Here is a 19,852-nt window from a genome sequence, read left to right as displayed (position 1 = left end):
ACAGGGAGGATTTTATGTGATCCGCGTCCACGTCACCGTCTTGCAGAAGACCGCGACGCAGCCCTTCATCGTCAGCTTGTTGCCCGCGACGCGCAGATGCGCCTTGTAATAGCGGCCGTCCTCGGGGCTGTAGCCCTGACCGCGCCAGCCGTCGTCGGTGGGCACGAGGTCCCAATAGATTTGCAGGCCGGTCACCGCGCGGCCGCGCTTTGCCTTGTCGGGATTGCGCTCGTCGAGCTGGCCGCCGGCGGGCTGGCGGATCAGCAGCCGTTCGACGCGCCCGCACATCTTCGCGCCACAGGGGGCCATGGCGACGATAGCTTTTCCGTCGTCGGTCTTCCAGCGTCCGCCGACCGACGCGGGCGCGGCGGCGACGGACGGGACGGCGATCAAGGCGCCAAGCGCCAAAGCGAATCTGTGGAACACTGCGACCTCTCCCCGATTTCATTAGCTACAGCCATGTCAGCAACCCGCTTGGCATCCGTCAAGTCTTGCCGCATGATCCGCCCAAACAAGGGAGAGATCTATGCGATTCCACGGCTTTCGCCACGCGGCGACGCTTGCCCTCGCCGCGGCTTTCGCGGCTAACCCGGCCGCGGCAAAGACGATCAGCGTCACTGCCGGAACGCCCGACGCCAATGAAAAGCTGCAGGAGGCGCTGATCCTCGCCGAACCGGGTGATACGGTCGAACTCGGTGCGGGGATCTGGAAGCTCACCGACGGCCTGTCGCTCGACGTGAACGGGGTCACGGTGCGCGGTGCGGGGACCGACGACGAGCATGGGTCGATCCTCGACTTCTCGGGCCAGCAGGGGGCGGGCGAGGGGCTGCTCGTCACCTCGGACGACGTTTTCCTGACCAATTTTGCGGTGCTCAACACGCGCGGCGACGGGATCAAGTCGAAGGGCGCCGACCGCATCGTCTATCACCAGCTGCGCGTCGAATGGACCGCGGGGCCGAAGGCGACCAACGGCGCCTATGGCGTCTATCCGGTTGAGAGCAGCGACGTGCTGATCGACAGCGTCTATGTCCGTGGCGCGTCGGACGCGGGCATCTATGTCGGCCAGTCGAAGAATATCGTCGTCCGCGATTCGATCGCGAGCGAGAATGTCGCGGGGATCGAGATCGAGAACAGCTTCGACGCCGACGTCCATGACAATATCGCGACGAAGAACACCGGCGGCATATTGGTGTTCGACCTGCCGAACCTGCCGCAGCAGGGCGGGCATAATGTCCGGGTGTTCGAAAATGTGGTGAGCGACAACAGCACGCCCAATTTTGCGCCGAAGGGCAATATCGTCGCGAGCGTGCCGACCGGCACGGGAGTGCTCGTGATGGCGAACAACCATGTCGAGGTGTTCGGCAATGTCTTCGACCAGAATGGCACCGCGAACGTGATGATCGTCGGCTATCGCTATGACCAGAAAGATCCCAAATATCAGCCGCTGCCCAAGGCGATCGTGGTCAAGGGCAATCAGCATGGCAAGGCGGGTTATGCACCGGCCTTCGCGGGCGGCGAGCAGATCGCGGCAGCGATGGGCGGATCGATCCCGCCGGTGCTGTGGGACGGTGCCGGCGATGCGGTGGTGCTCGATACGGTCGGAGTGCTGTCGCTGGGGCTGCCCGACGTGAAGACGCCGCAGAGCGAAGCCAAGCCGTCGCCCGCCGACCTGTCGAAAGGCACGCCGCCCGCGCCGTTGCCGGGGATCACGCTGCCCGCCGCGATGGAGGCGAAGGTTCGGTGAAGCGCTTCGCCGTCGCCTTGGCCGCGGTGCTACTTGGCACGAGCGGCGCGTCGGCGGTGTCCGACCCGCGCCCCGATCAAGCAGTGATCGACGGCACCGCGATGCCGGCGAAGCTCTCGGCCTTCGGGCTGTTTCGTGCCGGTACGAGCGAGCCGCTTCCCGCGCTGCTTCCTTACAGCCTCCATACGCCGCTGTTCAGCGACTATGCCGAAAAGCATCGGGCGATCTGGATGCCCGAGGGCAAGAATGCGCCGATCGGGCCCGACGGCGTGCCCGACTTTCCGGTCGGGACGGTGATCGTCAAAAGCTTCGGCTGGCCCGACTGGAACGGCGGCCGGCCGGTCGAGACGCGGCTCCTGATCCAGCGAGCGAGCGGCTGGGTCGCGCTGCCCTATATCTGGGATGCGGACGGCAAGGATGCGACGCTCGCGATTGCGGGTCGGCGCGTTCCGGTGACGTTCAAAAGCCCCGATGGCATGTCGCATACCATCGCCTATGCGGTGCCGAACAAGAACCAGTGCAAGGAATGCCACAGCCTGAAGGGCGAGATCGTGCCGATCGGCCCGAAGGCGAACAATCTGGAATTCGGTGCCGCGCGGCAGCGCCCGGACTTCGCGCGTTTCTTCTCCTGGCCCGCGATGCGGATCGCGCCGATGCCCAGGTGGGACGATCCGAAGAGCGGCTCGTTGCAGGACCGCGCCCGTGCTTATCTCGCCGTCAATTGTTCGCACTGCCACAATCCCGAGGGGAGCGCGTCGAACAGCGGGCTGTTCCTGCGCTGGACCGATCCGGTGAGCGTCAACTACGGCATCGGCAAGCGCCCGACCGCCGCGGGGCGCGGCAGCGGAAATATGGATTTCGCGATTGCCCCGGGCGATCCCGACCATAGCTTCCTCATCTATCGCCTCGAAAGCCTCGACCCCGGAATCGCGATGCCCGAACTGGGGCGCTCGACGGTGCACAAGGAGGGCGCGGCTTTGCTCCGGCGATGGATATCGGAGATGCCGAAGGGCGAGTGATAGCGGGACGTTTAACTCCCCGCGTCGTCATTGCGAGCGCAGCGAAGCAATCTCCAGCCAGCATTCTGTCATGACGATAGCTGGAGATTGCCGCGTCGCCTTCGGTTCCTCGCAATGACGAATGTTGGAGGATTCGGCTTTTTGTAGGGCGCTTGCCAAAAGGGCCGAACTGATCCTAGGTCCGCGCATGACCTCTCTCGTCCTCCACGATTATTTCCGCTCCTCGGCCAGCTACCGCGTCCGCATCGCGCTCAACCTGAAAGGGCTTGCTTATGAGCGCGTCGAGGTCAGCCTGATCGCGGGCGAGCAGAAGAGCGACGAATATCTGGCGCAGAATGCGCAGGGCTTCGTGCCGATGCTCGTCGCCGACGGCGAGGCGATCATCCAGAGCCTGGCGATCATCGACTGGCTCGACCGCGCCTTTCCCGAGCCGCGGCTGATCCCCGACGAAGCGATGCCGCGCGCGGTTGCGCTCGCGCAGGCCTATGTCGTCGCGTGCGACATCCATCCGCTCAACAACCTCCGCGTCCTGAAATATCTGACCCGCGATCTGGGGCTCAACGAGCAGACCAAGGACCGCTGGATTCACGAGTGGATCTTGCAGGGTTTCGACGCGCTCGAAGCGATGGCGATTTCGGGGGCGGGCGAGGGGCGTTATCTCGGCGGCGACGCGCCGGGGATCGCCGATTGCTGCCTCGTACCGCAGATGTACAACGCGCGGCGCTTCGAGGCGCCGATCGACCATTATCCGCGCCTGATCGAGATCGACGCGGCGTGTATGGAACTGGAGGCGTTTCAGCGCGCGCATCCCGATGCGGTGAAGGCGGCGTGATCCGCCTACTGACGGGAGTTGCGCTGCTGGCGCTACCGGCGGCGGCAATGGCGCAGGGTGCCCTCGATGATGACCCATTGACCAGTTGGGACTTGGCTCATCCGCCGCAAGATGGCCCCGACCGTCGGCCGATCATCGTTACGGGTGCCGGATTGCTGGGGGTTCAAGACAGCATAGAGGCCACAGCGTTTCTGTCAGACATTCAGTCGGGCCTCGGCGCTCGCATCGAAAACCGCCTGCGCGACGAAGCGGGCATCGTCCAGTTCCGCCGTTCCGACGGGCGCACCGCGCATCCGACAAGTCAGGGCGTGACGTTGCGCGGGCTCGGCGGCAATGCGTCGAGCCGCGCGCTGGTGATGCTCGATGGCGTGCCGCAGGCCGACCCTTTCGGCGGCTGGGTCGCCTGGTCGGCCTATGACGCGATCAACCTCGGCGGCATCATCGTCACGCGCGGCGGCGGCAGCGGGGGCGATGGACCGAGCGCGCTCGCCGGGACGATCGGCCTCTATTCGACGATGACCGACGGTGCCGAGGCAAGCGCCGCTTATGGCAGCCGCGACAGCCTCGATTTTTCGGCCAGCGCCGGGACGCGGCTCGGCAACGGGCAAGTTGCGATCGACGGCCGCTACAGCCGCGGGGATGGCTTCATTCCGGTCGTGAAAAGTCAGCGCGGTACGGTCGATCGTGCCGCGCCCTATGAGCAGGGCGGGCTCGGCCTCCGCCTGCGCTTCGATGCCGGCGACGACAGCCGCATCGAGGCGAGCCTGCGCGGCTTTTCGGACCGTCGCGATCGCGGCACCGACTATACGACGAGCAAGTTCGACGGCGTCGATGCGAGCCTGCGCTTCGTCCACGACCCGGTGGGTGATACCCAGTGGCTCGCGCTTGCTTATCTCCAGCTCCGCGATTTCGACAGCGGCTTCGCGAGCGTCGCGGCGGGGCGGAACAGCGTCGCACCCGCGCTGTTCCAGCGCGTCCCCGCGACCGGGATCGGCGCGCGGGTCGAGGTGCGGCCCGCGATCGGCGATGCCAATCCACTCCGCGTCGGCGCCGACTGGCGGCGCACCACCGGCCGGACGGAGGAGGATTATTTCTTCTCCGGCACCACCCCCAACCGGCACCGCATCGCGGGCGGCGACAGCGATACCGTCGGCGCGTTCGCCGAATGGAGTTCGGGCGATGCGAACGATGGCTTTTTGTGGACACTGAGCGGCCGGGTCGACCGCTGGTGGCTTGGCACCGGCTATCGGCGCGAGCGCAATATCGGCGGGTCGGTCATCACCGATCTGCGCTTCCCCTCGCGGCAGGGCTGGGAGGGAAGCGGCCGCGCCGGGGCGCGCTGGACGTCGGGCGCCGTCGCGCTGCGCGCCGCCGCCTATCGCGGCTGGCGGCTGCCGACACTCAACGAGCTTTACCGTCCCTTTCGCGTGGGCGCCGACACCACGACCGCGAACGAATTGCTGAACCCCGAGCGGCTGTGGGGCGGCGAGGTCGGCGCCGACTGGACTCGCGGCGGCACGAAGCTTTCGGTCACTTTGTTCGCGAACCATCTGTCGAACGCGATCGCCAATGTGACGCTCGCGCCGAATCTCAGCCAGCGGCAAAATCTCGATGCGATCGACAGCAAGGGGATCGAATTCGCCGCCGATCAGCAGCTCGGCCCCGCGACGCTGCGCGCGACCTGGGCGTTCACCGACGCGAAGGTCGATGCCACGGGGCTCGCCGCGAGCCTCGACGGCCGCCGCCCGGCGCAGATCGCGAAGAACAGCGGCAGCCTCTCGCTGCGATCGAACGCGAATGGCCCGTTCGGCGGTTTTGCGACCCTGCGCTATATCGGCAAGCAGAATGAGGACGACCTCGGCCTGCAGGTGCTGGACGACGCGCTGACGCTCGATGCCGGGCTGTCGTGGCGCGTCACGGAAGCGATCAGCCTCGAGGCGCGCGGCGAAAATCTGACCAACGAACTGGTGCCCGCGGCGATCTCCTCGGCGGGAATCGTCGAGCGCGCGACGCCGCGCACGCTGTGGGTCGGCGCGCGGGCTCAATTTTGATCTTTCGTCATTGCGAGCGAAGCGAAGCAATCCAGAGCGGTTCTTGCCAACTCTGGATTGCTTCGCTTCGCTCGCAATGACGATTCCAATGGATGTGATCATGTTCTAGATAAGAAGAAAGGCGTGTCAGCGACGAGATGTGGGGTGCAAGTTAATATGGCCGCGAAGAAGCTGAATCTCGACAATTTTCTGCCCTATCGGCTGTCGATCGCCTCCAACATCCTGTCGAGCCGGATCGCCGACGAATATCAGAATCGCTTCGGGCTGAAGATTCCCGAGTGGCGGCTGATGGCAGTACTGGGCGAGGGAAAGCCCAAGACGCAGCGCGAGTTGGTCGCCGCGACGCGCATGGACAAGGTGACGGTGAACCGCGCCGCGAAGGCGCTCGCCGACCGCCATCTCATCGCGCGGCAGGCGCATGAGGCCGACGGACGGTCGCATCACCTCGAACTCACCGAGACCGGGCGTTCGCTGTACGATGCGATCGTTCCCGCGGCGCTCGCCAGCGAAGCGCAACTCGAATCGAACATTACCGCCGGCGAACGCGCGACCCTGCTCGCCATCCTTGCGAAGCTGACCGCCGCCGCCGAAAATTATGGCTGATCGCGTCTATCGGGCACCGCCGCCCGAGGCTCTGCGCATCGAGGCGCTTGGCGAGCTGACCGCGATCTTCGACGACCGCTCGATGCAGACGCATCTGGTGATCCAGCCGATGCCGGAGATATTGGCCGCCATGGGTGCCGACGCGTGCAGCGCCGCGATGGTCGCCGAACGGCTGGCGGCAAGCTTCGATCTGGGCGAGATGGTCGATGCGCGCGCGCTCGTTGCTGAACGGCTCGCCGAACTTGCCGCGATGGGGCTGGTGGCGGAAGCGTGAGATACAGCACGCGCATTGCAGTCGGCCCGGTCCAGTTCCGCATCGGCAGCGACTGGCGCGCGCCGATTGCCGCGCTCGACCGGCTCTATGCCGATTACCCGCGCGACGACGCGCGTCCGGCCGATGCGACCGTCCGGCTGTTCGCGGCGCGTCCCTGGCGGCGATGGTTGCGGCCGTCGGTGCATATCGGCGGCGATTTCACCGTCCCCGACGCGCTGCCGCTGCCGCTCGCGATGGGATTGCTCGCTGCCGAGATGGGAATGAATTTGCAGGTTGCGCTCGGCTGGCGGCGGCACATGCTCCTCCATGCAAGCGCGGTCGCGCGCCAAGGGAGCGCGGTCGTCATGTCGGGCGAATCGGGGTCGGGAAAGTCGACGCTGGCGGCGCTGCTGGGCGAAAGCGACTGGCGGCTGATGGGCGACGAGTTCACGCTGATCGATCCTGCCTCGGGCGACGCGCTGGCGTTCCCGCGCGCGGTCAGCCTCAAGAATGCGGCGATTGCCGAGGTCGCGGCGCGGGTCGATCCGGCGCGCCTCGGTCCCTTGCTCGCCGGAACGCCCAAGGGCGACATCCGCCACCTGATCCCGCGCGCCGATGCCATCGCCGCCATGCACGAGCCGGTACGCCCCGCGCTGTTGCTCTTCCCGCGCTTCGGCGGCGAGGCCGGGATCGAACCGATGGGCGAGGGCGAGGCGTTCGTCCGCCTGACCGAAGCCTCGACCAACTATGTCGCGCTCGGTGAGGCAGGCTTCGCGGCGCTGGCCCGGCTGGTGCGCCAAACCCCCGCCTTCGGAATTTCCTACCCTGACAGCGCGACCGGCATGGCGCTCGTCGAGCAGCTGTTCGCCGAGGCGGTCCGGTGAGCGCGATCCGCACCCTCGTCGATCTGCTCGCCGGGCGGCGCGAGGCGAGGGCGCTGGCGCCGCGCGAGTGGGACGGCGTGATCTCGGTCGCGCGCGCCGAGGCGATGCTCGCGACGCTCGCGCACCGGCTGGATGGCGCGGACCTGCCGCCGTCCGTCGCCGCGCTGTTCGCCGACCAGCGCGCCGCTGCGGCGGTCGCGCAGGCGCAGTCGCTATGGGAAGCCGAAATGGCGCGCCGCGCGCTCGCAAGCGAGAAGATCGAGTTCGTGCTGCTCAAGGGCACCGCCTATGCCGCGGCGGGCCTGTCCTGCGCTGCGGGGCGGCAGATCGGTGACCTCGACATCCTCGTCCTCGGCAGCGACATTGGCCGCGCCGAGAACGAACTGCTCGAGGCGGGATGGGAGTGGGTCAAGTCGGACCCTTATGATGACGCCTATTATCGCGAGCATATGCACGAACTGCCGCCGCTGATCCACAAGGCGCGCGACCGGATGATCGATGTGCATCACACGATCCTGCCCCGCACGCACCGGGTTACGCCCGATCCGCTGGTCCTGATGGCGGAGGCCGTCGAAACGCCGACGGGCTTCCGTATCCTCAGCCCGCCGGCAATGGCGTGCCACTGTGCCGCGCACCTTCTGGCTGACGGCGACTTGCAGGGAGGGCTGCGCAATCTCTGGGACTTTCACCAACTGGTGAAAGATTTTCTGAAGGATGATCCCGATTTTTATCTGAGCCTGATCGAAGAGGCGTCAACCCACGGTCTTGCAGATGTGGTGAAGCGGGCGCTTCGCCTGTCGCACCGGCTTTATGGCACGCCGCTCAAGTCCTATACTTGGCCGCTGACGCTCGATTATCGCCGGAAACCGTCCGATGATTTCTTCATCCGCCGTCTGCTCGCGCGTGACGACTGGGGACATGCGACGAACTTCACGCTCCATCAGGCCTTCTACATCCGCTCGCACTGGCTGCGGATGCCGCCGCTGATGCTGTCGCGCCACCTGTGGACCAAGTGGCGAAAGCGTTAAAGCCCGGCGAGCAGCGGCACCAGTTCGTCATAATGGTCGACGATGCGGTCGGCGCCGAAGTCTTCGGCGGGCCGGTCGAGGAAGCCGAAGCGGACGATCAGGCTGGGGGTGCCGGCGGCTTTCGCGGCCATCATGTCATAGATGCTGTCGCCGACGAAGGCGGTGCGGCCGCCGCCGCACTGCGCGATCATCGCGAGGATCGGTTCGGGCGCAGGCTTGCGCACCGCGAGCGTGTCGCCGCCGACGATCGCCGCCATGCGTTCGGCAAGCCCCAGTTCCCTGAGCAATCGGCGCGCCATGCGCTCGGCCTTGTTCGTCACGACCGCCGTCCGGACGCCGAGCGCATCGAGGCGGTCGAGCGCGGCGATCAAGCCGGGGAAGGGGCGGCTGTGTATGGCAATATGCGCCTCGTAATAATGCAGCAGTTCGGGATAGAGCTGCTCGACAAGGCTGTCCTCCGCGCCGCCCGTCGCGAGAAGTCCCTGCTCGAGCATATGCTTGGCGCCGAGCCCGATCATCGGCCGAACCTCCGCCTCGGTCAGCGGCGCGCGGTCGATCAGCGCCAGCGCATGGTTGACCGCGGCGGCGAGATCGGCGGCGGTATCGACGAGGGTGCCGTCGAGATCGAAGCCGACGATGCGGAAGGGGAAATCGCTCATGCCGCACCGCATGGCGCGATGCTCTGGAAACCGCAATGATTTGCTGGCATGGCTTGGCCCATGAACAATAACATCGCCGCCATCATCCTCGCCGCGGGCAAGGGCACCCGCATGAAATCCGACCTCCACAAGGTGCTGCACCCGATCGCCGGGCGGCCGATGCTGCTGCATCTGATGGCGAGCGTCGATGCGCTGAACCCTGCGAAGAAGGTCGTCGTCGTTGGGGACAAGGCCGACCAGATCGAGGCGGCGCTTGCCGGCACCGCTGAACTGGCGGTGCAGGAGCCGCAGCTCGGCACCGGCCATGCCGTGCAGCAGGCCGAGGGCGCGCTTGCGGGTTTCGATGGCGACGTGCTGATCCTCTATGGCGACGTGCCGTTCGTGCCCGCCGCGACGATGCAGGCGATGATCGACCGCCTCGGCGCGGCCGACTCCCCCGCGGTCGTCGTGCTGGCGTTCGAGCCAGCCGATCCGCTGCAATATGGCCGCGTCATTACCGCCAAAGATTCCGAAGGCGGCGACCGCGTCGTGAAGATGGTCGAGCACAAGGATGCGACCGAGGCCGAGCGCGCGGTGCGGCTCTGCAATTCGGGGCTGATGGCCGCGAAGGCGCGCGATCTGTTCGCGCTGCTCGCGCGCGTCACCGACGACAATGCGGCGAAAGAATATTATCTCGTCGATATCGTCAATATCGCCAATGCCGACGGTCGCTCCTGCGCGGTCGTCAAGACCGATCCCGGCGATGTCGCGGGGATCAACAGCCGCGCCGAGCTTGCGCAGGCCGAGGCGCAGTGGCAGGCGTTCCGGCGTGAGGAGGCGATGACAGGCGGCGCCTCGCTGCGCGCGCCCGACACGGTCTGGTTCTCGTGGGACACCGAACTCGGGCGTGATGTGACGATCGAGCCGAATGTCTTCTTCGGCCCCGGCGCGAAGGTCGCCGACAGGGTGACGATCCGCGCCAATTGCCACATCGAAGGGGCGACGATCGGCGAGGGCTGCGAAGTCGGCCCCTTCGCGCGCCTCCGCCCCGGCACGATCCTCGGCGAAAAGGCGAAGATCGGCAATTTCGTCGAAACCAAGAAGGCGGTGCTCGGCAAGGGCGCCAAGGCGAACCATCTGACCTATCTGGGCGACGTCAGCGTCGGTGCGGGCGCCAACATCGGCGCGGGGACGATCACCTGTAATTATGACGGCTATTTCAAATACAGGACCGAAATCGGCGACCATGCCTTCATCGGGTCGAACAGCGCGCTCGTCGCGCCGGTGAAGATCGGCCGCGATGCGATCGTCGGCGCAGGCAGCACGGTGACCGCCGACGTGATGGACGGCGAACTTCGCCTCGTCCGCGCCGAACAGTCGGTGAAGCCCGGCTGGGCCGACCGCTTCCACGACGCGATGCGCAAGAAGAAGGCGGCGGAGAAGAAGTGACGCAGGATCTGGGCAGTGATCGGAACTGCGCGGCGCCGACCCTGAGGACGGACCGTCTGGTGCTGCGCCAGCTTCGCGGCGAGGATGGCGCTGCGCTGTATCCCGTGCTGTCCGACCCCGAGGTAATGATCTGGTGGTCGAGCGGGCCGCATGCGTCGCTTGCCGAAACCGCGGACTATGTGAAAATCAATGCTGCTGAAGGACAGGGCTATTCGTGCTGGGCGATCACCGCCGGAGATGATGTGGCACTCGGCTGGGTGATGCTGATTGACGGCAAGCCCGGCGTGAAGGAGATCGGCTATATCCTGCACCGCGATTATTGGGGGCGCGGGATGGCGGCTGAGGCCGTAGCGCGGGTGATCGATCACGGATTCGGCGAACTGCGGCTACGCCGGATCTTCGCCGATTCCGATCCGGAGAACCGGGGCTCGGTCGCGCTGCTCGATCGACTGGGTTTCCAGTATGAGGGCCGGCTTCGCGGCGAATGGAAGACCCATATCGGGGTGCGCGATTCGCTGATCTACGGCTTGCTGCATGACGAATGGGCCCCGCGGACGGGAGAGAAGAGTTGAGCGATCGGTACGACGACAAGCCCTTTCTGCGCTATGTCGATGCCTGGGTGCTGGCCGCGATCGGCCACCTCGACGAGCCGACGCGTGCCTATTGCGTCGCGATGGAGCCGACGCTTCGCCAGAGTCTGGGCCTGACCGGAAGCTGGACCGAGATCGTCGCGAAGCAGATGAAATTCGCCCCCGAACTGCCGGCGCAGATTCGCCAAATCTGGGAGGACGGCAAGGTGCGGTTCGAGGCCGGCAACGGCCGTCCCGCCGATCCCGTGCAATTCGCGATGACCTTCGTCGACCGCAATTTCGGGCGGAGCTGACATGGGCAAGCTCGTCGTCCGGCCCGTCGCGCGCGCGGACCATGATCGCTGGCTCCCGCTCTGGGACGGATACAATGCCTTTTACGGACGCAGCGGCGGCACGGCGCTCGCGCCCGATATCACCGCGGCGACATGGGAGCGCTTCTTCGATCCTTATGAGCCGATGTTCGCGCTGGTTGCCGAGCAGGACGATGCGCTCCTTGGCCTGACCCATTATCTGCTGCATCGCAGTACGACCTCGCTGCTGCCGTCGCTCTATCTGCAGGACCTGTTCACGTCCGCGGGCGCGCGCGGCACTGGTGTCGGGCGGGCGCTGATCGAGGCGGTCTATGACGCGGCGCGCGCGCAGGGCCTTCCGCGCGTCTATTGGCAGACGCACGAGACGAACGCGACCGCGATGCAACTCTACGACCGGATCGCCGAGAAGTCGGGTTTCCTCGTCTATCGCAAGATGATCGATTGACATGATATCATGATATGATATCAATATATCAAATGCGAATCCTGACCGATATTCCTGACGAGGACATCGAAAAGCTCGACGCGCTGGCGGCGAAGTCCAAGCGTTCGCGCGCGGCGGCGATCCGCGATGCGGTGAAGCTGTATCTGGCGCAGAACGACAACAGCAAGGACTGGATCGAGCGCTGGGCCGGATTGTGGGCCGATCGGGACGACATTCCGGACGGTGTCGAATATCAACGCGCGATACGCGAAGATCGCAGACCTTACGAAGATATCTGATCGGTGTCCGCTCCCTTCTTCGACACGAATATCGTGATCGACTGGCTGAAGCGCCGTCCTCAGGCGGCCGCGGAACTGGCTCGATATAATGGTCATCGCATCAGCCGCATCGTCTGGACCGAAGTTCTGGCGAGTGAAGCGCTCGATGCGCGCGACGATGCCCGGCAGGCGCTGGCCAATTTCGACGTGGTCGAACTGGATGCGCGGATCGCCACGGCGGCTGCGGATATCCGCTTCCGATCTCGAATGAAGCTGATGGATGCTTATATCCTCGCCACTGCGCAAGTGAACGGCGCGATCCTCATTACCCGAAATGTCAGGGATTTTCCGGCCAATATGCCGGGCATCCGCGTTCCTTATATCCTTTAGAAAGCCACGAACCCCATGTGCGGAATCATCGGAATCATCGGTAAGACTCAAGTGGCGGATCGCCTCGTCGATGGGCTTCGGCGCATGGAATATCGCGGCTATGACTCGGCTGGTGTCTGCACGGTCGAGGGCGGCCAGCTGATCCGCCGCCGCGCCGAGGGCAAGCTGGGGAACCTCGTCAAGGAACTCGCCGGCAATCCCGCGCCCGGCACCGTCGGCATCGCGCACACGCGCTGGGCAACTCACGGCGCGCCGACGACGAGCAACGCGCACCCGCACGCGACCGGCGAGGTCGCGCTCGTCCACAACGGGATCATCGAGAATTTCAAGCCGCTGCGCGAGGCGTTGCAGGCGCGCGGCCGCACGTTCGAGAGCGAGACCGATACCGAGGTCGTCGCGCATCTCGTCTCCGAACAGGTGGAAGCGGGCAAGTCGCCCGAGGAGGCGGTCAAGGCGGTCCTGCCCGAGCTTCGCGGCGCCTTCGCGCTCGCCATCGCGTTCCGCCAGCACCCCGACCTGCTGATCGGTGCCCGCCTCGGCTCGCCGCTGGTCGTCGGCTACGGCGAAGGCGAGACCTATCTCGGCTCCGACGCGCTCGCGCTCGCGCCGCTGACGCAGAAGATCGCCTATCTCGAGGAGGGCGACTGGGTGGTCATCACCCGCGAGGGCGCGCAGATCTACGACGCCGAAAACAACCCGGTGACGCGCGAGATTACCACCAGCGGTGTCACCGCCGCGGCGGTCGAGAAGGGCAATTACCGCCACTTCATGCAGAAGGAGATTTTCGAGCAGCCGACCGTCGTCGCGCAGACGCTCTCCTCCTACATCCGCCCGCTCGAACAGACGGTCGCGCTGCCGCAGATGGATTTCGACCTGTCGAAGGTCGAGCGCATCACGATCGTTGCGTGCGGCACCAGTTTCTACGCCGGCATGGTCGCCAAATATTGGTTCGAGACCTTCGCGCGCGTTCCCGTCGATATCGATGTCGCCTCGGAATTCCGCTATCGCGACCCGGTGCTTCAGCCGGGCGGGCTCGCGCTCTTCATCTCGCAGTCGGGCGAAACCGCCGACACGCTCGCGGCGCTCCGCCATTGCAAGGCGAACGGCCAGACGATCGCCGTCGTCGTCAACGTGCCGACGAGCAGCATGGCACGCGAGGCCGACCTGCTGCTCCCGACCCACGCGGGGCCGGAGATCGGCGTTGCCTCGACCAAGGCCTTCACCTGCCAACTCGCGGTGCTCGCGGCGCTCGCCGCGCATCTCGCACTCAGGAAAGGCAAGCTGACCGGGGCGGAGGAACGCGAGATCGTCCGCCACCTGATCGAGGCGCCCGCCGCGCTCAACGCCGCGCTGGCGCACGACGAGGAGATCGCGAAGATGGCGCATCTCGTCGCCCCGGCGCGCGACGTGCTCTACCTCGGCCGCGGCCCCGACTATCCGCTCGCGCTCGAAGGCGCGCTGAAGCTCAAGGAAATCAGCTACATCCATGCCGAAGGCTATGCCTCGGGCGAAATGAAGCACGGGCCCATCGCGCTGATCGACGAAGCGGTGCCGGTGATCGTCCTCGCGCCGAGTGGTCCGCTGTTCGAGAAAACGGTCAGCAACATGCAGGAAGTCATGGCGCGCGGCGGCAAGGTCGTGCTGATCAGCGACGCCGAAGGCCTCGCCGAAGCCGGCGAGGGCTGCATGGCGACGATCGAGATGCCGAAGGTCCACCCGCTGATAGCCCCGCTCGTCTATGCGGTGCCGGTGCAGTTGCTGGCATACCATGTAGCGGTCGCGAAGGGGACCGACGTCGATCAGCCAAGAAACCTTGCGAAATCGGTGACGGTGGAGTGAGTGTCAGGACCCCAGCTATCTGGTTTGGCGTCGGGGTAATGGCCCTGACAGGGTGCAGCCGTCCCGGCCGCTGCGCGGGTTTCCCGCAGGAACTGAGCGAACAACCCGTCAGGATATGGGGCTTGTCCAAAGCGAAGCCGGAAATCGTGCCGGCGGTTGCAAAGCGGCTCATCGAAATCTGCTATCCCAAGACCGACTATTCAGATGGCGCGCGCCCGCTGATCAAGGAAGAGGCAAGGGGATATGGGACGGACAAATTCATCCTGTCGTATGAGCAGGAGGGCGTGTCTGATGCACGGACTGCGTTTGTCGTCGAAAACAATGGTCGGATAAGCTCCGCCTTCCAGTACGGCCTGTGATGAAACCCGCCGCCATCATCTTCGACTTCGACGGGGTCATCGCCGACAGCGAGGTGCGCGCGAACAAGACGCTCGCGGAAAGCCTGGGCGCTATCGGACTGCCCACGACCTATGAGGAGTGTCTGCGCGACTATTGCGGGCATAATTGGCAGGAGACCGAACGGCGGATCGTCGCGCGCTTCGGGCGCCCGCTACCCGCCGATTTCCGCGAACAGCATCGCGCGCGGGCGCAGCGCCGTTTCGCGGAGGGCTTCACGCCCGTCCCCGGCGCGCCGGAGTTTCTCGACACGCTCGGCGACCGGCCGCGGGCGATCGCTTCGTCGAGCAGCCCCGCCTATATCGCGGCGTCGCTCGACCGCTTCGGGCTCGCGCATCATTTCGGGCGGCACGTCTACAGCGCCGATGGCTGGGAGCGCGGCAAGCCGTATCCCGACATCTATCTCGCGGCGGCAAGGGGGCTGGGGGGCGATCCCGCCGCTTGCCTCGCGATCGAGGATTCGCCGATTGGCGCGCGCGCGGCGCTGGCGGCGGGGATGACGGTCGTCGGTTTCTGCGGTGCGGGGCATATTCTCGACCGGGCGGCGCATGGCTTGACGCTCCGCGAGGTGGGCGTCCATCATGTCGCGCACAGCTACGACGAGGTTCTGCTCCTCGCTGATGTCCATTCTTTCGTCATTCCCGCGAAAGCGGGAGCCCAGTAGCGCTGCTGGCTCGCTGGGTTCCCGCTTTCGCGGGAATGACGAGGTGGAGAGGGCAGGGCATTTGCTGGGCCTTTCCTATTATATCCAGCCGTGCTTAGCTGCTTTCATATCCATCGACGCTGTTCAGGCTATTTGCGAGTGAAGTTGCGCAGTTTCCTGCGGCTTTCCAAGAATCGCCTTTTGCAGCCGCAGCCTTTGGCATCGCGGCGCGTATCGATGCCGGGAAGAGGAGAGAGCTATGTGCGACGACATCACCGAAGCCGATCTGGACCGTGCTGGCATCCCCGTCCGGCGCCGCGATTTCGGCGCCCTCGTGGGTGCGGGCGCCATCGCCTCGATGCTGCCGGCCACGGCTTGTGCGGCTGGCCCGGTCAAGGGGCGCGACGTCGAGATCAAGACCGCGGACGGCATTGCCGACGCCTGGTTCGTCGCACCGGCCGAGGGCAAGCATCCCGGTGTGCTGATCTGGCCCGATATTCGCGGCCTGCGTCCCGCCTTCCGCCAGATGGCCGAGCGGCTGGCGGGCGACGGTTATGCGGTTCTGTGCGTGAACCCCTTTTACCGCTGGGCCAAGTCGCCGGTCGTCCACGCCGGGCATGATTTCGACGATCCGGGGGTGCGCGAAACCCTGTTCGGTTATCTCAAGCAATTGAACCGTACGCTGGTGCAGACTGACGCCAGGGCGCATCTCGCCTTTCTCGACGCGCAGGCCGAGGTCGATACGGCGAAGGGGCTCGGCACTGCGGGCTATTGCATGGGCGGGCCGATGGTCATCTATACCGCCGCGCTAAGCCCCGCACGGGTCAAGGCGGCGGCGAGCTTTCACGGCGCGTCGGTCGGCACCGACAAGCCCGACAGCCCGCATCTGCTGATTCCCGAGACGCAGGCTGGCTATCTGTTCGCCATCGCCGACAACGACGACCAGAAGGACCCCGAAGAGAAAAACCGGCTGAGGGCCGTGCTCGACCCGCGCTCCGAGTGGCACGAGGTCGAGGTCTATAAGGGCGCGATGCACGGCTGGTGCCCGCCCGACGGCCGCGCCTATGACGAGGCGGCGGCGGAAAAGGCGTGGGGGCGGATGCTCGAACTGTTCAAGGCCGCACTGTAGAGTTCATCCCATCGGGTAGAGGATGTCTCTGCCGACCTTGTGCAGCGCCTTCATCAGATCATTATCCAGCGCCAGCTCCTTCGCCGCGAGGATCGGTTCGAGCTGATCGTAAGCGCTGACCCCGACGATCGTCGAGGCGACGAAATCATGCTGCTTCGACCAGGCGGTCGCCATCGTCACCGGATGCAGGCCATGCTCCTCAGCGATTCTCAGATAGCGCGCGGTCGCGGCGAGGCTGCGTTCGTTGACGAAACGCTGCCCCATTGCCGCCTGCCGGCCTTCCATCGCAAGGTAGCGCGAGAAGCGTGCGCCTTCGGGCCGGGCGCCGTCCTGATACTTGCCCGACAAGACCCCGCCGGCGAGCGGCGAATAGGGGATCAGGCTGACGCCCTCCTGCCGGCACACCTGCGCCAGTTCGTCTTCGAAGCGGCGGTTGTTGAGGCTGAAATTATTCTGGATCGTATGGTGGCGGGCAGCGCCCAGCCTTTCCGACGCGGCGAGCGATTTCATCAGCCCCCAACTCGTCTCGTTCGAGCAGCCGAGAATGCGCACCTTGCCCTCGCGGATCAGCTCGTCGAGCGCATCCATCATCTCGTCATAGGGCGCATCCGGGTCGGGCCAGTGCGTCTGGTAGAGATCGACATAGTCGGTCTGCAGCCGGGTCAGGCTGCCCTCGATCGCGCTGCGGATGTTGTGGCGGTCGAGCGCGGTCATCCCGCCGCGGCACGGCGACTGGAACCAGATATGGCTCGGCCCCGACACTTTGGTCGCGAGGATGATCGCGTCGCGGTTCTTGGTCTTCAGCCAGCGCCCGACGATCTCCTCGGTGCGGCCGACCCATTTGGTGTCGGGTGGCACCGGATAGCCTTCGGCGGTGTCGTAGAAATTGATCCCCTCGTCGAAACAGCGGTCGAGGATGCGCAGCGCCTCGGCTTCGTCGGTCTGACTGCCGAAGGTCATCGTCCCCATGCAGATGTCCGAGACGTGGATGGCGCTTTTTCCGAGGCGGCGGCTTTGCATGGCTCTGTTCTCCGGTCAGGGAAGAGGAGCCGCCGTCTGTAGGTTGCATCTCGCAACCTTGCAATCGGGTCAGATGAGGAGCGCCAGCGATCCGACCAGCAGCGCCGCCATCGTCCAGTTGAAGGCCTTGAGCCGCGCCGGGCTCGACAACCAGCCGCGCAGCGACACGCCCATCACCGCCCACAGGCTGGTCGAGGGCAGGTTGATGATCCCGAAGATCGCGGCGACGAGCAGGACCGCGGCGATATTGCGGTCGGGCGCATAGAGCGCGATCGCGGTCAGCGCCATCGACCAGGCCTTGGGATTGACCCACTGGAACAGCATCGCCTGGACGAAGCTCATCGGCTTGCCGGCGGCGGCGCCGCCGGTGTCGGGCGCGCCGGCTTTGGCGATCTTCCATGCGAGCCACAGCAGATAGACGACGCTCACCACCTTGAGCGCGACATTCAACGCCGGAAACAGGTCGAACAATCCCATCAGCCCGACGCCGACGAGGATGATCATCAGCGTGAAGCCGATTCCGACGCCGAGTGCGTGCGGCACGGTACGGCGGAGACCGAAATTGGCGCCCGACGCCATCAGCATCATATTGTTCGGCCCCGGCGTGATCGAAGACACGAGCGCGAAGGCAGACAGAGCGGCGAGAGCGGTTTGTTCCATGCGCGCAATATAATGCGTTCTGATGCGCGGCGATTGCAAAGATGAGCTGCGATCGGCTAAGCTGTGCAATCTATGACCGGGATCGATGCCATTGGCCGCAAGATATTGCAGGAATTGTCGCGCGACGGACGAATCTCGAATATCGAGCTTGCCGACCGCGTCGGGCTCTCGCCCTCGGCCTGTCTGCGCCGCGTGCAGGAACTCGAACGCAGCGGCGTGATCAAGGGCTATCGCGCGGTGATCGATCCTGCGAAGCTCGGGCTGACCTTCCTTGCCTATGTCACCGTCGGCCTGTCGTCGCACACCAAGGCGTCGCAGGTCGGCTTCGAAGCGGCGATGGCCGAGGCGCCCGAGGTGCGCGAATGCCACAACATCACCGGGACAATCGAATATCTGCTGCGCGTCGAGACGGCCGACCTCGCGGCCTACAAGCATTTTCATACCGAGGTGCTCGGTGTGCTGCCGCAGGTGCATTCGATCACCACCTACGTGCTGATGGATTCGCCGAAGGATGAGCGGGCGTAGTTTTTCTTCGCGGTACTCGCAAAGCGCTGAGGTTGAACCGGCAGCCCCTCCACCGCATATCCGTTGCATGACGAAACTCTCTTTCCTCGATCTCGTGCCCGTGACCGACACCGGCACGATCGCCCAGTCGCTCGCCAATGCCGCCGATCTTGCCCGCCACGCGGAGGCGCTCGGCTACGAACGCTATTGGGTCGCCGAGCATCACGGGATGGCGGGAATCGCCAGCGCCGCGACCTCAGTCGTGCTCGCGCATATCGGTCAGGCAACCTCGACGATCCGCATCGGCGCGGGCGGGATCATGCTGCCGAATCATGCGCCGATGGTGATCGCCGAGCAGTTCGGGACGCTCGAAGCCTTGTTCCCCGGCCGCATCGACCTGGGCCTCGGCCGCGCACCCGGCTCGGACGGTGTCGTGGCCCGCGCGCTGCGCCGCAACCTGGCAAGCGACGAGCGGCAATTCCCGCAGGATGTCGTCGAGTTGCAGGCCTTTCTGGCGGGCGATGACCGGCTCGGCATCCGCGCGGTGCCTGGGGAAGGGACCAAGGTGCCGCTCTGGATTCTCGGATCGAGCCTGTTTGGCGCTCAACTAGCGGCGATGCTCGGGCTGCCCTATGCCTTTGCGAGCCATTTCGCGCCCGACGCGCTCGACGAGGCGCTCGATGTCTATCGCCGCCAGTTCAAGCCGTCGGAGCAACTTTCGGAGCCTTATGCCGCCGCGGCGTTCAATGTCTTCGCCGCCGATACGCGCGAGGAGGCCGAATTGCTCGCCTCGTCGCAGCAACAGGCGTTCGTTGCGCTGCGCACCGGCAATCCCGGCAAGATGAAGCCGCCGCTCGCGGGCTATAAGGACAGCCTGCCGCCGAATGCCCGTGCGATCCTCGACCATGTGCTGCAATGTTCGGCGGTCGGCACGGTCGAGGACGTCGCCGCGGGGCTCAAGGCGTTTCAGGCGCGCACCGGCGTCGATGAAATCATCATCGCCTCGTCGATGTACGACCATGCGGCGCGCAAACATTCGGTTGCGCTCGCGATGGAGGCGGCAAAGTCGCTCTAACCCCCGTGTTGACGCGGCTCCGGCCGCGGCAGTATAGGAGCGGTCCCATCAAGGGCGGCCCGTTCGGGGTCGCCTTTTTACGTTTGCCCGAT

The 19,852-nt window shown here is 65.6% G+C and carries 24 protein-coding genes; 20 read left to right on the top strand and 4 right to left on the bottom strand.

The window, feature by feature from the left end; genetic code table 11:
• Nucleotides 1-12: 12 nt before the first annotated feature.
• On the bottom strand, nt 13-426 hold the full coding sequence (locus ACE3SL_RS07220) for a DUF2147 domain-containing protein (protein WP_374525071.1): 414 nt from the start codon (nt 424-426) through the stop codon (nt 13-15).
• A gap of 100 nt (nt 427-526) precedes the next feature.
• Between ACE3SL_RS07220 and ACE3SL_RS07215 the strand changes: the two genes are divergently transcribed.
• From ACE3SL_RS07215 to ACE3SL_RS07180, 8 genes are all read left to right on the top strand, one after another.
• Nucleotides 527-1,744 (top strand): parallel beta-helix domain-containing protein, encoded by a 1,218-nt coding sequence (locus tag ACE3SL_RS07215; RefSeq protein ID WP_374525070.1) that lies wholly within the window; start codon nt 527-529, stop codon nt 1,742-1,744.
• On the top strand, nt 1,741-2,763 hold the full coding sequence (locus ACE3SL_RS07210) for an SO2930 family diheme c-type cytochrome (protein WP_374525069.1): 1,023 nt from the start codon (nt 1,741-1,743) through the stop codon (nt 2,761-2,763). Before ACE3SL_RS07215 ends, ACE3SL_RS07210 begins: the two co-directional genes overlap by 4 nt.
• A gap of 187 nt (nt 2,764-2,950) precedes the next feature.
• The gene (gene maiA, locus ACE3SL_RS07205; RefSeq protein ID WP_374525068.1) at nt 2,951-3,595 is read left to right on the top strand and encodes a maleylacetoacetate isomerase; all 645 of its coding nucleotides are present in this window, start codon (nt 2,951-2,953) and stop codon (nt 3,593-3,595) included.
• A complete protein-coding gene (locus ACE3SL_RS07200; protein ID WP_374525067.1) occupies nt 3,592-5,646 on the top strand; it encodes a TonB-dependent receptor in 2,055 nt (684 codons plus the stop codon). The genes maiA and ACE3SL_RS07200 overlap by 4 nt, the downstream gene beginning before the upstream one ends.
• A 156-nt stretch (nt 5,647-5,802) precedes the next feature.
• Entirely contained in the window at nt 5,803-6,249 is a 447-nt protein-coding gene (locus tag ACE3SL_RS07195; protein ID WP_374525066.1) for a MarR family winged helix-turn-helix transcriptional regulator, read from the top strand.
• Nucleotides 6,242-6,523 carry an HPr-rel-A system PqqD family peptide chaperone gene (locus ACE3SL_RS07190; RefSeq protein WP_374525065.1) on the top strand — a complete coding sequence of 94 codons (282 nt, stop codon included), beginning with the start codon at nt 6,242-6,244 and terminating at the stop codon, nt 6,521-6,523. The genes ACE3SL_RS07195 and ACE3SL_RS07190 overlap by 8 nt, the downstream gene beginning before the upstream one ends.
• On the top strand, nt 6,520-7,386 hold the full coding sequence (locus tag ACE3SL_RS07185; protein WP_374525064.1) for an HprK-related kinase A: 867 nt from the start codon (nt 6,520-6,522) through the stop codon (nt 7,384-7,386). Before ACE3SL_RS07190 ends, ACE3SL_RS07185 begins: the two co-directional genes overlap by 4 nt.
• Nucleotides 7,383-8,414: a nucleotidyltransferase family protein gene (locus tag ACE3SL_RS07180; protein WP_374525063.1), complete on the top strand. Its 1,032-nt coding sequence runs from the start codon at nt 7,383-7,385 to the stop codon at nt 8,412-8,414. The genes ACE3SL_RS07185 and ACE3SL_RS07180 overlap by 4 nt, the downstream gene beginning before the upstream one ends.
• On the opposite strand, the gene gph is transcribed toward ACE3SL_RS07180, so the two are convergent.
• The gene (gene gph, locus ACE3SL_RS07175; protein WP_374525062.1) at nt 8,411-9,073 is read right to left on the bottom strand and encodes a phosphoglycolate phosphatase; all 663 of its coding nucleotides are present in this window, start codon (nt 9,071-9,073) and stop codon (nt 8,411-8,413) included. The genes ACE3SL_RS07180 and gph overlap by 4 nt on opposite strands.
• A 60-nt stretch (nt 9,074-9,133) precedes the next feature.
• On the opposite strand from gph, the gene glmU reads away from it, so the two are divergent.
• From glmU to ACE3SL_RS07125, 10 genes are all read left to right on the top strand, one after another.
• Nucleotides 9,134-10,501 (top strand): bifunctional UDP-N-acetylglucosamine diphosphorylase/glucosamine-1-phosphate N-acetyltransferase GlmU, encoded by a 1,368-nt coding sequence (gene glmU, locus ACE3SL_RS07170; RefSeq protein WP_374525061.1) that lies wholly within the window; start codon nt 9,134-9,136, stop codon nt 10,499-10,501.
• Nucleotides 10,498-11,073 (top strand): GNAT family N-acetyltransferase, encoded by a 576-nt coding sequence (locus tag ACE3SL_RS07165; protein ID WP_374525060.1) that lies wholly within the window; start codon nt 10,498-10,500, stop codon nt 11,071-11,073. The genes glmU and ACE3SL_RS07165 overlap by 4 nt, the downstream gene beginning before the upstream one ends.
• Complete coding sequence (locus ACE3SL_RS07160; protein WP_374525059.1) at nt 11,070-11,384, top strand: hypothetical protein; 315 nt, start codon at nt 11,070-11,072, stop codon at nt 11,382-11,384. Before ACE3SL_RS07165 ends, ACE3SL_RS07160 begins: the two co-directional genes overlap by 4 nt.
• 1 nt (nt 11,385) lies before the next feature.
• On the top strand, nt 11,386-11,847 hold the full coding sequence (locus tag ACE3SL_RS07155) for an N-acetyltransferase family protein (RefSeq protein WP_374525058.1): 462 nt from the start codon (nt 11,386-11,388) through the stop codon (nt 11,845-11,847).
• Between the two features lie 32 nt (nt 11,848-11,879).
• Nucleotides 11,880-12,125, top strand: a complete 246-nt coding sequence (locus tag ACE3SL_RS07150; protein ID WP_374525057.1) for a ribbon-helix-helix domain-containing protein — start codon at nt 11,880-11,882, stop codon at nt 12,123-12,125.
• Nucleotides 12,126-12,128: 3 nt separating this feature from the next.
• Nucleotides 12,129-12,494 (top strand): type II toxin-antitoxin system VapC family toxin, encoded by a 366-nt coding sequence (locus ACE3SL_RS07145; RefSeq protein ID WP_374525056.1) that lies wholly within the window; start codon nt 12,129-12,131, stop codon nt 12,492-12,494.
• 15 nt (nt 12,495-12,509) lie between these two features.
• Nucleotides 12,510-14,333, top strand: a complete 1,824-nt coding sequence (gene glmS, locus ACE3SL_RS07140; RefSeq protein ID WP_374525055.1) for a glutamine--fructose-6-phosphate transaminase (isomerizing) — start codon at nt 12,510-12,512, stop codon at nt 14,331-14,333.
• A gap of 122 nt (nt 14,334-14,455) precedes the next feature.
• Nucleotides 14,456-14,692, top strand: coding sequence for a hypothetical protein (locus ACE3SL_RS07135; RefSeq protein ID WP_374525054.1), 237 nt, complete (start codon nt 14,456-14,458; stop codon nt 14,690-14,692).
• Entirely contained in the window at nt 14,692-15,393 is a 702-nt protein-coding gene (locus ACE3SL_RS07130; RefSeq protein WP_374525053.1) for an HAD family hydrolase, read from the top strand. Before ACE3SL_RS07135 ends, ACE3SL_RS07130 begins: the two co-directional genes overlap by 1 nt.
• 238 nt (nt 15,394-15,631) lie before the next feature.
• The gene (locus ACE3SL_RS07125; protein ID WP_374525052.1) at nt 15,632-16,501 is read left to right on the top strand and encodes a dienelactone hydrolase family protein; all 870 of its coding nucleotides are present in this window, start codon (nt 15,632-15,634) and stop codon (nt 16,499-16,501) included.
• Nucleotides 16,502-16,504: 3 nt separating this feature from the next.
• Here the strand turns inward: ACE3SL_RS07125 and ACE3SL_RS07120 are convergent, their stop codons facing one another.
• Together ACE3SL_RS07120 and ACE3SL_RS07115 are read right to left on the bottom strand one after the other, a co-directional pair.
• A complete protein-coding gene (locus tag ACE3SL_RS07120; RefSeq protein WP_374525051.1) occupies nt 16,505-17,521 on the bottom strand; it encodes an aldo/keto reductase in 1,017 nt (338 codons plus the stop codon).
• Between the two features lie 69 nt (nt 17,522-17,590).
• Complete coding sequence (locus tag ACE3SL_RS07115; protein ID WP_374525050.1) at nt 17,591-18,181, bottom strand: LysE family translocator; 591 nt, start codon at nt 18,179-18,181, stop codon at nt 17,591-17,593.
• A 72-nt stretch (nt 18,182-18,253) separates the two neighbouring features.
• On the opposite strand from ACE3SL_RS07115, the gene ACE3SL_RS07110 reads away from it, so the two are divergent.
• Both ACE3SL_RS07110 and ACE3SL_RS07105 read left to right on the top strand, forming a co-directional pair.
• The gene (locus ACE3SL_RS07110; protein WP_374525049.1) at nt 18,254-18,706 is read left to right on the top strand and encodes an Lrp/AsnC family transcriptional regulator; all 453 of its coding nucleotides are present in this window, start codon (nt 18,254-18,256) and stop codon (nt 18,704-18,706) included.
• Between the two features lie 67 nt (nt 18,707-18,773).
• Entirely contained in the window at nt 18,774-19,760 is a 987-nt protein-coding gene (locus ACE3SL_RS07105) for an LLM class flavin-dependent oxidoreductase (RefSeq protein ID WP_374525048.1), read from the top strand.
• Nucleotides 19,761-19,852: the final 92 nt, after the last annotated feature.

It is taken from the genome of Sphingopyxis sp., assembly GCF_041916015.1.
Taxonomy (GTDB): Bacteria; Pseudomonadota; Alphaproteobacteria; order Sphingomonadales; family Sphingomonadaceae; genus Sphingopyxis.
This window is presented reverse-complemented; position numbering and strand designations above follow the sequence as displayed.